10 protein-coding genes are annotated in these 13107 nt (G+C 42.5%); 7 read left to right on the top strand and 3 right to left on the bottom strand.

What is annotated here, in order from left to right; all coding sequences use genetic code 11:
- The first annotated feature begins 47 nt into the window (after positions 1-47).
- The 3 genes from proB to G6053_RS03390 are packed head-to-tail and all read left to right on the top strand — an operon-like array spanning position 48 to position 2742.
- Positions 48-1079 (top strand): glutamate 5-kinase, encoded by a 1032-nt coding sequence (proB, locus tag G6053_RS03380; protein ID WP_165305542.1) that lies wholly within the window; start codon positions 48-50, stop codon positions 1077-1079.
- Positions 1076-2326 carry a glutamate-5-semialdehyde dehydrogenase gene (locus G6053_RS03385; RefSeq protein ID WP_165305543.1) on the top strand — a complete coding sequence of 417 codons (1251 nt, stop codon included), beginning with the start codon at positions 1076-1078 and terminating at the stop codon, positions 2324-2326. Before proB ends, G6053_RS03385 begins: the two co-directional genes overlap by 4 nt.
- 11 nt (positions 2327-2337) lie before the next feature.
- On the top strand, positions 2338-2742 hold the full coding sequence (locus tag G6053_RS03390; RefSeq protein ID WP_165305544.1) for a hypothetical protein: 405 nt from the start codon (positions 2338-2340) through the stop codon (positions 2740-2742).
- A gap of 65 nt (positions 2743-2807) precedes the next feature.
- Here the strand turns inward: G6053_RS03390 and G6053_RS03395 are convergent, their stop codons facing one another.
- On the bottom strand, positions 2808-3944 hold the full coding sequence (locus G6053_RS03395) for an acyl-CoA dehydrogenase (RefSeq protein ID WP_165305545.1): 1137 nt from the start codon (positions 3942-3944) through the stop codon (positions 2808-2810).
- A gap of 300 nt (positions 3945-4244) precedes the next feature.
- Here G6053_RS03395 and G6053_RS03400 point away from each other — a divergent pair, with 300 nt between their 5' ends.
- Positions 4245-4880: a peroxiredoxin gene (locus G6053_RS03400; RefSeq protein WP_104385099.1), complete on the top strand. Its 636-nt coding sequence runs from the start codon at positions 4245-4247 to the stop codon at positions 4878-4880.
- Between the two features lie 277 nt (positions 4881-5157).
- Here G6053_RS03400 and G6053_RS03405 read toward each other — a convergent pair whose 3' ends face one another.
- Both G6053_RS03405 and G6053_RS03410 read right to left on the bottom strand, forming a co-directional pair.
- On the bottom strand, positions 5158-6273 hold the full coding sequence (locus tag G6053_RS03405; protein WP_165305546.1) for a serine protease: 1116 nt from the start codon (positions 6271-6273) through the stop codon (positions 5158-5160).
- Between the two features lie 15 nt (positions 6274-6288).
- Complete coding sequence (locus tag G6053_RS03410) at positions 6289-6861, bottom strand: sigma-70 family RNA polymerase sigma factor (RefSeq protein WP_108636085.1); 573 nt, start codon at positions 6859-6861, stop codon at positions 6289-6291.
- A gap of 289 nt (positions 6862-7150) precedes the next feature.
- Between G6053_RS03410 and G6053_RS03415 the strand changes: the two genes are divergently transcribed.
- The 3 genes from G6053_RS03415 to G6053_RS03425 all read left to right on the top strand — a co-directional run bounded on the left by G6053_RS03415 (position 7151) and on the right by G6053_RS03425 (position 13076).
- Positions 7151-11200 carry a glycoside hydrolase family 2 TIM barrel-domain containing protein gene (locus G6053_RS03415; protein ID WP_206531862.1) on the top strand — a complete coding sequence of 1350 codons (4050 nt, stop codon included), beginning with the start codon at positions 7151-7153 and terminating at the stop codon, positions 11198-11200.
- 361 nt (positions 11201-11561) lie between these two features.
- Positions 11562-12803 (top strand): MFS transporter, encoded by a 1242-nt coding sequence (locus tag G6053_RS03420; RefSeq protein ID WP_165305547.1) that lies wholly within the window; start codon positions 11562-11564, stop codon positions 12801-12803.
- Between the two features lie 48 nt (positions 12804-12851).
- Positions 12852-13076, top strand: a complete 225-nt coding sequence (locus G6053_RS03425; protein WP_108636082.1) for a (4Fe-4S)-binding protein — start codon at positions 12852-12854, stop codon at positions 13074-13076.
- The last annotated feature ends 31 nt before the right edge of the window (positions 13077-13107 follow it).

Below are 13107 nucleotides of genomic sequence, written 5' to 3' on the forward strand. Positions count from 1 at the left end.
TCTTCTCACTAAATTAGAGCTTTAATCTAAACTAAAGCATACTTACAATGAAAAAGCCTATTCTCGTTGTCAAATTTGGATCGGCTTCTATTACCACGAAAGAGGGAGAAGTTGATGAACGTATTGTTTTGGAGATTGCCCGGCAGATCGCTTCTTTACAGAAGAAGTATAATATTGTCCTGGTATCTTCGGGTGCTGTTGCTGCCGGCAAGCGTTTTCTCCCCAGTTACACAGGCACGCTGTCCGAGCGGAAAGCCGCAGCTGCTATTGGGAATCCGATATTGATTAATACGTATTCCACCTATTTCAGGCCTTTTAAGATTTCATTGGCACAAAGCTTATGTGAGCGACATCATTTTTCCAATCGGGATCAGTTCCTGCAGTTAAAGAATACCTATGAGGAACTGTGGCGCAACAATGTTATCCCTGTAGCCAATGAAAATGATGTGGTGAGCAATAAAGAGCTGAAGTTTTCGGATAACGACGAACTAGCAACACTTATTGCTGTTGGATTTGGAGCTGAAAAATTATTGTTTAGTACTTCTGTTCCGGGGGTATTGGATGCGAATAATAAAATTATAGAAACTATTGAGACCATTGACCGGAATATTCTGGGATTGGCAAGGAAAGATAAATCTGCCGTCGGATTAGGTGGTATGACCTCAAAACTGAATTTTGCACGGCTTGCCAATCAGATGGGGATCGGGGTGGTTATTTTTAGCATGCAGACCGAAGATGCAATCACAAAAGCCATCAAACATGAGACGGGTACCTTGTGCTTGCCTGAGAGTAAAAAGATCTCTTCACGAAAAAAATGGCTAGCGAGCGGAAGCTTAATTAAGGGTGAATTGATGATTGATCGTGGAGCCGAAGAGGCTTTATTAAAACATAAAAGCTTATTGGCTGTTGGGGTAACCCGTATTGTTGAACATTTTGAGAAGGGGGAGGTGCTGAATATTGTGAACCTCGAAGGTCTGACGGTGGCAGTGGCCCGGGCAAAAATGGATTCATCCTTGTTATCCCAGTCCAGTAAAAAGAATTTAGAAATTGCGCATGCAAATGATATCGTGTTGTTATGAGTGAAACAATAATTGAACAACTGAAGGCGGCAACGAAGGCAAAACAGTTCTTGCAGCAGCTTTCTCCAGAAGGTAAAAAGAAAACATTAGATGCGATTGCTGCTGCTCTTATTGAAGAAGAAGCGCCGATCCTGAAGGCTAATAAAATGGATCTGGATCGTATGGACGATGAAGATCCCAAAAAAGACCGTCTTCTCCTGAATAGTGATCGTTTGAGAGCGCTGTCCGATAGTGTAAAGCAGATTGCTGATTTGGCAGACCCGACGGATCAGCTGTTGCTGAAGAAAGTGCTGCCCAATGGACTGGAAATAGAGAAAATTACCGTGCCTCTTGGTGTGGTTGGTGTGATCTATGAATCCCGCCCAAATGTGACAATTGATGTCGCAGCCCTTTGCATACAATCTGGGAATGTTTGTCTGTTGCGGGGTGGTTCTGATGCGCTTTATACAAATATGGCCTTGCTGGAGGTCATTTATGCTGTCCTCGAAGAGCAGGAGATACCAAAAGATATCGTACAATTATTACCGGTCGATCGCAAACATGTGTCTGAATTGCTGGAGGCAACTAAATATGTGGATATTATTATTCCGCGAGGCTCACAATCCCTGATAAATTTTGTACGGGCAAATGCGAAAGTTCCGGTGATTGAAACTGGTGCAGGAGTATGTCATACCTATGTGGATCAAACTGCCGATCTCGAAATGGCAGCAAAAATTGTCGCCAATGCAAAGATCTCCAGACCGTCAGTCTGCAATTCTTTGGATACAGTTTTAGTGGATCAGCAGGTGGCACCAGAGTTTTTAATTAAACTGGCACCTTATTTTGAGCATGCCGGCGTGGAAGTTTTCGCCGATCCTTTTGCATTTGAGCTATTGGAGCAGCATGGATTTTCAAATTTAGTGGCGGCGGAAGAAGCGGATTTTGGAAGAGAATTTCTAGATTTGAAGTGTTCGATAAAAACAGTCAATGGATTGGACGAAGCATTGGAGCATATCGAAAAGTATTCTTCAAAACATTCGGAGTGTATTGTGTCTTCAAATGAGTTGGCTATTGAACGGTTTTTGAATGAAGTGGACGCTGCAGCAGTCTATGCAAATGCTTCGACGCGTTTTACGGACGGTGGGGAATTTGGACTGGGGGCTGAAATAGGTATTTCAACGCAAAAATTGCACGCACGTGGTCCCTTTGCACTGGAAAAATTGGTAACAGAAAAATGGATTGTCCGTGGCAATGGACAGATCCGATAATAGATTTCAAAATGGGAGTAAGTTTTAAAAAAGATTTAATGGTGCGTTGGGTTGAAGATATCGGAAAATTTCTTCGTATTTGGATCGAAGGATATGATGCTTTTGCCGAACCCAGTGACCCCGCTTTATTTGCAGATGCCTATCAAAAGTTTTTTGACAAAGATCGCAATTTTTATCTGCAGCTCTCTGACGATGAACTTACGTCCTATTCAAGAGAAGAATTGCAAGCACAGCAACTACATCCACTGGCATTGACCTTCTTCTTTGATGGGTTGAATGTACAGGGTGAAGAACAGCATAATTTATTGCGTAAAGCAAAGCTCCTCTTAAATTTGGCGATGGCTGAGACGGCGAGTTTTTCTTTTCAGGATTATCAGTACCTATCGATGATAGATAGTAAATTGAATAACCAATAAAAAAAATCAGTCCGTTTTTTTAAATGCGAACTGAATTTTTTTATGCTAAGCAATGCTGTACGTTCTTACCGCAAGATTTCCCGCGCAATGACCAGCCGTTGTATCTCGGATGTACCCTCATAGATCTGGGTGATTTTGGCATCACGCATTAGTCTTTCTACATGATATTCTTTCACATAACCGTAACCACCGTGGACCTGAACAGCTTCGACGGTATGTTTCATGGCGACCTCAGAGGCATGAAGCTTGGCCATTGCGGCCTCCTTTCCATACGGCAGTCCCTGATCTTTGGTCCATGCAGCCTTATAGGTCAACAGTCGGGCCGTTTCGATATCGACTTCCATATCGGCCAGTTTAAATTGGATAGCCTGATGTTCTGAAATGGGTTTTCCAAATGTTTTGCGTTCCTTGGCGTAGGCAAGTGCCAGATTGTAAGCGCCGGCGGCAATACCCAAGGCTTGCGCCGCGATGCCTATACGGCCTCCATCAAGGGTTTTCATGGCAAATTTAAATCCAAAACCATCCTCACCGATACGGTTTTCCTTTGGAACTTTAACATCCGAAAATAGCAAGGAATGTGTGTCTGAACTTCGAATTCCCAATTTATTTTCCTTTGGCCCAATGGTGAAACCCGGTAATCCCTTTTCGACAATCAACACATTGATTCCTTTATGACCTTTTTCTGGATGAGTCTGTGCAATAACGAGGTAGATATCGGCGTGACCACCGTTTGTAATCCAGTTCTTCGTGCCATTCAATAGATAGTGGTCGCCTTTGTCTTCGGCTATTGTATGTTGCGAGGAAGCGTCCGAGCCAGCCTCAGGTTCCGAAAGTGCAAATGCACCCAGTTTCTCTCCCTGGGCAAGTGGAACCAGATACTTTTGTTTTTGTTCTTCAGTTCCGTAGGCGTTGAGTCCATAAAGCACCAACGAATTATGTGCTGAAACAATAACGGCTGCAGATGCATCAATTTTGGCGATTTCTTCCAATACCAGTACATAGGCCAGTGTATCCATGCCGGCACCGCCGTAGGCCTCTGGGGTCATGATACCCATAAATCCAAGTTCGGCCATTTGTCTGACAAAATCTGTTGGAAATTGGGCTTCTTCATCCCGTTGTATGACACCTGCTTTTAGTTCCTGAGCAAACTCTCGTGCTGCATCACGGATCATTTTATGTTCTTCGCTTAATTCAAAGTTCATGATATCTCAATTTTTATGGTCTATAACTTTATTTCTCCAGTAATGTACTCCTTCAGTCCTACGTGAACAACTCGCCTTGAAGCAAAAATATTTTACGTTGTATCCTTGGCCCTGTTTCTCAAGGCAACTTGGAAGGCGCTCGCTTATAATCAAATATACAAAATATATATTATGCTTGCATAGTATATAAGTTCTGTTTTTTCATCTGAATCTAAAAAAGCAGGGAATTATTTGTTTGCTAAATTTAATCTACTATATTTGTAGAGTATGTGGTTTTGAACATATTTAAAACATAAGATTATGAGTTTAAGATTAGGAGACGAAGCGCCAAATTTTAAAGCGCAAACGACTATTGGTGAAATAGATTTTCACGATTATATTAAAGATAGCTGGGTGGTATTTTTCTCACATCCTTCTGACTATACGCCTGTATGTACAACTGAGCTGGGGCGTACGGCGAAATTGAAATCTGAATTTGACAAAAGGGGTGTCAAAGCAATCGCGTTGAGCGTAGACAATGTAAATGATCATTTGAACTGGATCAAGGATATCAATGAGACACAGCAGACGGAAGTGAATTTTCCGGTTATTGCCGATGAAGATCATCATATTTCTGAGCTTTACGATATGATTCACCCGAATGCTTCGGTAACGGCTACTGTACGTTCGGTGTTCATTATTGGCCCGGATAAAAAGATAAAATTGACCTTGACTTACCCTGCATCTACTGGCCGTAATTTTGATGAGATCTTGAGGGTGATAGATTCATTGCAACTCACCGCTGATTATCAGGTTGCCACACCGGCTGATTGGAAACATGGAGAAGACGTAATTGTTGTACCTGCAATCAAGACAGAAGATATCCCGGCAAAATTCCCGAAAGGATTTAAGGAGATCAAGCCTTATTTGAGAACAACGCCACAGCCTAATTTATAGTCAATTAGGTGAAATTCCGATATAAAAAGGGAGTGTCCTATCTTTTTGGACACTCCCTTTTTGATTTTTGCCTTTTCTTCACATACTCCTTTTCCGCTGTCATACGCAGCGGAGTCCGCTGTTTCTTTTTGGACTACATCATTTTGAGCGTTCCTATACAAGATGAATCAGGAATTCCTTTTGAAAATGACCGGATCCAGCCTTTAACCAGCGTTTGATAAAAAAGAAAAGGCGATACTTATGTACCGCCCTTTTTATAAGCATTAAAGATACAGTCTTAATAGACCTTAACCATATAAATATAGTCTTGTATTCTTTTGATCTGTTCTGTTCTTGGTAAACCTGCCAAAGCATTCTTTTTATTGATTTTTACGCCCGTGGTTAATGAGTCGCTCGGAATATCAGCAAGCGCATTCATGATTGACTTGGTTTTGATGGCAAAAGCAGCACCGTCTATTCCTCTTTGTTTACCGGAGATAATACCGATCACATTGCCTCTGCTGTCCAATACGGGGCCACCGCTGTTTCCGGGGTTGACCGGAACGGATATTTGATAAGCGATCGTGTCACCTGCGTAACCTGTTGACGAGCTTAAGTATCCCTGTCCATATACTGCTTCATCACGTGGAAAGCCGATTGTATAGATATCTTCTCCTAAATCCGAAGTAGACGTTTTGAAGGTATAAGGCAAGCTTTTGGCCTTTTTGAAGTTTTTATCGGCAATATATAGGATTGCTAAATCTTTGCTGGCATCGGTGTGAACAACTTGCGCTTTGTAGGAGTTCCCTTTACTATTTTGCAGATAAATGGAATCAGCGCCACTGACGACGTGATAGTTTGTTACGACGTAGCCATCTGTTGTCAACATAAAACCGGTTGCTCCAAATTGGCTTTCGCTACTTTTAACCGACTTTTTATCGTTGATATCTTTTATTGCGGCGTTATGTGCATTGACGTTCTTTTTGACATTATTCATGTCGCGGCGCAACGCGCTGTAATCCGAAGAGGCTTTTTCCAGGTTGCTATAATAGCCACTAAGCCATAAAGTGCCAAATACCGCAAATACTGCCACAACTGCAGCTACTAAAGAGCTTGCTTTGATCCGTTCCCAAAGTGATATAACGGTAGATTGTTTTATCGGAACCACTTTTGCGGTCGGACCTTGGGATGTATGATATTCCTTGGCTGAGTTAGCCAATACCTTTTTGAAATCGAGCCTTTGGCTAGTTTCTTTCATATTGGCAACAAAGTTGCGGTGTTGTTGTAATTGGGCAGCATACGAAGGATTTTCAGCACAAAAAGATTCGAACGCCGCTTTTTCCGCTGCAGGTAATTCCCCGCGCAGATATTGGTCAGCCAATTCGAAAAATTCTTTTTGATTCATTGTTCCCATGGTGTTACTCAAATTTTAATCTGTTGAAAAAAATATTTTTTTCAGCCGTTGTAGGCATTTATATTTTTGAGTCTTGGCATTATCTGTATTGGTATAACCAAATTTTTCACAGATGTCCTGCATCGAGTGGTTTAAGATATAGAAATCATGTAAGATCGTCTTACAAGGTTCCCCCATTTTCTCTAGCGCGAGTTCCATTTGATCGAACTTTTTTTCAAGTTCTTGGTGCTGTTGTAAATCTTCTTCCTCAAATAAAGAGTCTTCATAACCGCTAATGTCACTATTGCCAAAACCAGCACGATTGAGTTGCTTAAGCCAAAGCCTTCGGCAAATCGAGTAAAGATATGTTTTGAGTTTGCTGCTGAGCTCAAAGTCACCTTTGGCAACTTTATCGTAGAGCACAATTACAGCCTCCTGAAAGATATCTTTTGCTTCATCCTCACTTCCATTGTTTTGCAGTATCATATGGCTTATGGATGGATAATATCGTTTATAGATACTATCTATCGCCAAGCTATTGCCTTGTTTGAGGCCTTCAATGATCTGCTCATCATTTTCTAGCAGGACTGATTTACTGAATTTACTCACCTATTAATACCTTAATGCCTAAATTGTAACCCTTTGAAAAATGAAAATCTTCAAAATATTTTCAAACGTAAACTTTTATTTGTTTAATGCGAAATCTACGCCCAAAAATACTGCTTATTCCCTGAAACCGAAAGCATTTGTTTTTGCTTCGATTTTCAGATGACCCTTGAATCATCCGTTGTTTATTTATGTATCGAAAAAGTTTCGCAATCGAGTGCTTTAATAATCTGCTTGTTATTCCTCTAAAATGAAGTTACATTTGGTTTCCTGAACTAAAATGCTTAAATACATGATGTTAAGAAAATCCGTTATTTTTCCAACCTTACTGGCTTCGTTGCTGTCCCTTCATTCGACCTCGACGACAGGACAGTCATTCACAGCTCCTATAGCAGGCTTCCAGTATGAAGATATCTTATCTCCAAAAGGTAATGAATGGGAATCACCACAGTTATTATCACTCAACAAAGAATTGCCACACGCTTCGTTCTTCTCCTTTTCAAACGTTGAAACTGCGAGAAAAGTACTTCCCGAGCATAGTAACTTTTGGCGCTCGCTCAACAGTTCCTGGAAGTTTCATTGGGTAAAGACACCGGAAGAACGACCAAAAGATTTTTATGATCCTAACTATGATGTCAATGCTTGGGAATCCGTACCTGTTCCAATGAGCTGGAACATCTTCGGTATTCAGAAGGATGGCAGCCTAAAATATGGTGTGCCTATTTACACCAACCAGCGCGTGATTTTTCAACATCAGGTGAAGGTGGATGACTGGCGTGGAGGGGTGATGCGTACGCCACCACAAGATTGGACGACTTATGTATACCGTAATGAAGTCGGCTCATACCGCCGTAATTTTACCGTTCCGAAGGATTGGGATGGTCGTGAGGTATTTCTCAATTTTGACGGGGTAGACTCCTTTTTCTACCTTTGGGTGAATGGCAAATATGTTGGCTTTTCAAAAAATTCAAGAAACCTTGCTTCCTTTAATATCTCTCCTTTCTTAAAAAAAGAAGGGGAGAACGTGTTGGCGGTAGAAGTCTACCGCAGCTCTGACGCATCATTCTTGGAAGCCCAGGATATGTTTCGCCTGCCGGGAATATTTCGGGATGTCTCTCTGACATCAACTCCTAAAGTCCAAATTCGTGATCTGGCAGCAATTCCGACATTGGATGACCGCTATGAGGATGGTGCCCTGAAAATTATCGGTACCGTCCGTAATTTGAGCCGTAAGAAAGCTGATGGTTATACCCTTGTTTATTCCTTGTATAAGAATAAACTGTATAGCGATGAAAATACCTTGGTAGATCGGGCTGAAGTGTCTGCTATTGTTCCACAGTTGAATGCGAAGGCTTCGAATAGTATCGAAGCAACATTAACTGTAAAAAATCCGGATAAATGGTCCGCTGAACTTCCCTATCGGTATACCTTGGTTGCCGAATTGAAGGACAGGAAAAATAAAACGATTGAAACGGTTTCCACTTATGTCGGGTTTCGGAAGGTCGAAATTAAAGATACCAAGGCGTCTGATGACGAATTTGGCCTTGCCGGACGTTATTACTACATCAACGGAAAAACGGTTAAACTGAAAGGTGTGAACCGCCATGAGACGAATCCTGAACATGGAAAAGTCGTTACCAGGGAGCAGATGGAGGCCGAAGTAAAGCTGATGAAAAGCGCCAATATCAATCACGTGCGTAATTCACACTATCCGGAGCCGCCCTATTGGTACTACCTCTGTGATAAATACGGCATTTATCTTGAGGATGAAGCTAATATTGAAAGCCATCAATACTATTATGGAAAGGAATCGCTTTCTCATGTTCCCGAATGGAAAAATGCCCATGTAGCACGGAATATCGAAATGGTGCATGCTACTATCAACCATCCTTCTGTCGTGATCTGGTCGCTTGGTAACGAGGCTGGTCCCGGAGATAATTTTGTAGCGGCTTATGATGCGATCAAAAAAATAGATACCTCAAGACCTGTCCAGTACGAACGTAACAACGCGATTGTGGATATGGGCTCAAATCAGTATCCATCTATTGACTGGGTCAGAGGGGCTGTCAAAGGAACCTACAAGTTGAAGTACCCTTTTCATATCTCCGAGTACTCGCATTCGATGGGAAATGCCGTCGGCAACTTAATTGATTACTGGGAAGCCATCGAATCGACCAACTTCTTTATGGGTGGAGCAATCTGGGACTGGATTGACCAAGCGATGTATTATTACGATAAAAAGACAGGTGAACGGTTTTTGGCTTATGGTGGTGACTTTGGTGACAAGCCGAATGATGGTACATTTGTCAACAATGGGTTGATCTTTGCCGATATGAAACCCAAACCGCAATATTATGAGGTAAAAAAGGTTTATCAAAATGTTGGTATTAAGGCCATTGATATTCAACAGGGAAAAATTGAGCTATTCAATAAAAACTATTTCAAAGATCTTAGTGACTATCGGGTTCAATGGTCACTGTTCAAAGATGGGATCGCTGTTGCCGGAAGTACAGGTACAATAGCCACTGCTGATCTGCCCAAAGCACGTCAGAAAAAACAGGTTGTCCTGCCGATCGAATATGCTAAATTGGATGCGGGATCTGAATATTTTGTCAAGGTTCAATTTCTGCTCAACGAGGATAAGCCATGGGCAAATAGGGGCTTTGTCCAAATGGAAGAGCAGCTGTTTGTCAAAGCCGCAGAAAATAAACCGTTGATTTCGACTGTTGCCAAAGGTGAAAATCCCGTACTTTCCAAGGAAGGTGAGCTTCAGGTTGTGAAAGGGGATCAGTTTGTCGCAAAATTTGACAATAAGACTGGGTCAATCTACAGTTTGGCTTATGCTGGCAAGCAAATTATTCGTGACGGCGAAGGACCTAAACTGGATGCTTTGCGTGCGCCTGTTGATAACGATAACTGGGCTTATCAGCAATGGTTTGAAAAGGGTTTGCACAACTTAAAACATAACGTTTTATCTTCAAATAGCTATACGAAGAAAGACGGGACAGTAGTTTTGGCATTTACGATTGAGTCTCAGGCTCCCTATGGTGCTTCACTGTTAGGTGGAACATCAGGAAGATATACACTCAAAGCGCATACGGATAAACCGTTTGGTACTGATGATTTCAAGTTTACGAGCAATCAGATCTGGACGATATACCAGGATGGTTCGATTGAATTGTCATCTAGTATCACTTCGAACAATGCAAGCGTCGTATTGGCAAGACTGGGCTATTCCTTGCAATTGCCGGGTGAATTTGGCAATTATACCTATTATGGACGTGGCCCGATCAATAACTATGCGGATCGTAAAACGGCACAATTTATCGAATTGCATAAAAGTACAGTAAAAGATCAGTTCGTCTCATGGCCCAATCCGCAGAATATGAGTAACAATGAGGATGTGCGCTGGACATCCCTGACCAATACGGATGGACAAGGAGCGATCTTTATTGCGAAAGATCATCTTGCGACGTCCGCTTTGGAATACAGCGAACTGGAATTGACATTTGCACCGCACCCTTATCAGCTACCAAAGAGCTCCGGTGTGCATTTACACCTGGACGCTGCGGTCACTGGTCTCGGCGGTAATAGTTGCGGTCAAGGGCCGCCATTGGAAAAAGACCGTGTGAAAGCTGTTCCCACGTCAATAGGATTTATTATCCGTCCGGTGCGACAAAATGACTACTTGGCCAAAGCACAGGTGGCTACCGCAGGTGATGCCCCCATTTCTTTTGCCAGAAGTTCAACAGGTGAGGTATCCATTCTTTCGGGAAATAAAGCGGAGACCGTACTGTATACGGTGAACAATGGAAAAGCAAACATTTATAAGAATTCTTTTGATCTGCGTCAGGGCGGAACAATAACGGCCTGGTATCGGGGAAATGAAAAATTAAAAGTAACCCAACAATACAGCAAGATCGAGACGGTTCCGATGGAAGTGGTCTTTGCTTCCAGCCAGGAGACCGGTGAAGGTGATGCCAAGAACCTATTGGATGGAGATCCTTCGTCGATCTGGCATACGATGTATTCAGTCACTGTCGCACAATATCCGCATTGGGTTGATTTCGATGCGGCTAGTGTGAAGACTATCAAAGGTTTTACATTTTTGCCGAGACCGGATGGCGCAAATGGTGATATCAAGGATTATAAGATTCAGGTGAGTCAAGACGGTAAAAACTGGGAAGACGTCATGTCGGGCGCATTCGAACGGAATAAGAAGCTCAAAACCGTTCGGTTCGAAAAGCCTGTCAAGGGACGTTATATCCGCTTTACCGCATTGAGCTCGCAGCGTGGCGATGATTTCGCTTCAGGCGCAGAATTTGCTGTTATTGCCGAATAAAAAATACATTAAAAGCGATCAAAGCCAGCACCTGAAACACAAGTGCTGGCTTTTTTATTTTGTGTGTCAGCTTTTAGCAAACGCAGCTGCTTCCACGGTTTCAATAGGTGTTAAGTAAACCAGTTGCGCGCGTTTATTGCATGATAAGACTGACGGTTGAGCCCCAGCTATCGCTAAAGCAAAAAGGATACTAAGGGGCTGAAAAAGTCGGCAGCAGGGCTATTTACCTCGTGTAGGTTTGGTAAAAATTGGCCCTAAAGCTGTCAAAAAGTATGTTGAATAATTTTTATAGCCTTATTGCGTAGAATGTTCAGACGCTTCTGTATTTTTACCCAGTTTAAACCAAGATCATCATTATCACATGAAAATAGACCAACAGGCGAATGCCCCGTTTACGGCGTACCAAAAACTCGTTGTGTTTTTGCTGGCAATAACACAATTTACCGTCGTGCTTGATTTTATGGTGATGTCACCGATGGGCGATATTTTGATGAAGGCCATCGATCTAAAACCAGCTCAATTTGGTGTAGCGGTTTCAGCCTATGCTTTTAGTGCCGGCGCATCGGGTTTGCTGACGGCGGGATTTGCCGATCGCTTCGACCGGAAGAAGCTCTTGCTGTTTTTTTACTCGGGTTTTATCATCGGAACCTTTTTTTGCAGTTTCGCCAATGACTATTGGACTTTGGTTGCTGCCCGTGTGGTGACCGGTTTGTTTGGTGGTGTCATTGGGTCGATTTCGATGGCTATCATTACGGATATATTTACGCTGCAACAAAGAGGGCGCGTCATGGGTTTTGTGCAGATGGGCTTTGGCGCCAGTCAGGTACTTGGGATTCCAATAGGCCTGTATATTGCAAACAACTGGGGCTGGCATAGTGCTTTCCTGTGGATCGCTGTGATGGCTTTGATCATTGTCATTATTATTGCGGTTAAACTGATTCCTATTACTGCACATATCGGCCTGCAGAAACATCAATCTGCACTTAAACACCTTTGGTCAACATTCTCGCAAAAGGAATATCGCATTGGTTTTCTCGCGACAGCGCTGCTCTCTATTGGTGGTTATATGATGATGCCTTTTGGAAGTGCCTTTGCTGTCAATAACCTGAAAGTTAGTCATGAGCAATTGCCCCTATTATTTATGATATCCGGTGTCGCCTCATTGATTATTATGCCTATCGTTGGCAAATTGAGCGATCGCTATGACAAATTTAAAATCTTTGCGCTAGCTTCGATATGGCTGATGGTTGTCGTATTGATTTATACCAATCTGGGAGTTACACCGTTTTATCTAGTTATCTTTTTGAATATATTGATGATGGCCGGTATCCTGAGCCGTATGACACCTTCTTCGGCTTTGATCAGTGCGGTTCCCGAGATGAAAGACAGGGGCGCATTTATGAGCATCAGCTCATCCCTGCAGCAGCTGGCTGGGGGAGTAGCAGCGTCACTTGCCGGTGTGATCATTGTTCAACAGACGAAGGAAAGCCCATTGGAACATTACCCAAGCTTGGGTGTCATTGTCGTGTTACTCTCTATAGTGGCTATTTTTATGCTCTATCGTGTCAGTAGGATGATCAAACGGAGACGTCCGATTTCGTAAAACAAAATCGTTCTTATTGATATTAGTATTTCAGGAGAGATTTTTATTATGGAAGAAAGGATTGTTAGATATGATCACCCCAATGGGGAGATCGCTGTGCTTTGGATTCCTGAGCGATGTGAACACGCCGCTGTCTGTGTTAAAAGTTTACCACAGGTATACCATCCAAAAGATAGGCCTTGGATTACGGTTCAAAATGCAAGCACAGCGGAACTGATTGATCAGATTAAGCGTTGTCCTTCGGGAGCGCTGCAGTATGAATTAAAAAAATAAGGGAGGAAATTCGTGTAACAAAAAAAAAGCA

Origin of the sequence: Sphingobacterium sp. DR205, assembly GCF_011064245.1 — a bacterium.
GTDB lineage: Bacteria > Bacteroidota > Bacteroidia > Sphingobacteriales > Sphingobacteriaceae > Sphingobacterium > Sphingobacterium athyrii.

Coding starts and splice junctions, on each gene's coding strand:
- G6053_RS03385 (WP_165305543.1), top strand. CDS start 1,076: ATGAGTGAAACAATAATTGAACAACTGAAGGCGGCAACGAAGGCAAAA.
- G6053_RS03420 (WP_165305547.1), top strand. CDS start 11,562: ATGAAAATAGACCAACAGGCGAATGCCCCGTTTACGGCGTACCAAAAA.
- G6053_RS03425 (WP_108636082.1), top strand. CDS start 12,852: ATGGAAGAAAGGATTGTTAGATATGATCACCCCAATGGGGAGATCGCT.
- proB (WP_165305542.1), top strand. CDS start 48: ATGAAAAAGCCTATTCTCGTTGTCAAATTTGGATCGGCTTCTATTACC.
- G6053_RS03400 (WP_104385099.1), top strand. CDS start 4,245: ATGAGTTTAAGATTAGGAGACGAAGCGCCAAATTTTAAAGCGCAAACG.
- G6053_RS03405 (WP_165305546.1), bottom strand. CDS start 6,273: ATGGGAACAATGAATCAAAAAGAATTTTTCGAATTGGCTGACCAATAT.
- G6053_RS03390 (WP_165305544.1), top strand. CDS start 2,338: ATGGGAGTAAGTTTTAAAAAAGATTTAATGGTGCGTTGGGTTGAAGAT.
- G6053_RS03415 (WP_206531862.1), top strand. CDS start 7,151: ATGATGTTAAGAAAATCCGTTATTTTTCCAACCTTACTGGCTTCGTTG.
- G6053_RS03395 (WP_165305545.1), bottom strand. CDS start 3,944: ATGAACTTTGAATTAAGCGAAGAACATAAAATGATCCGTGATGCAGCA.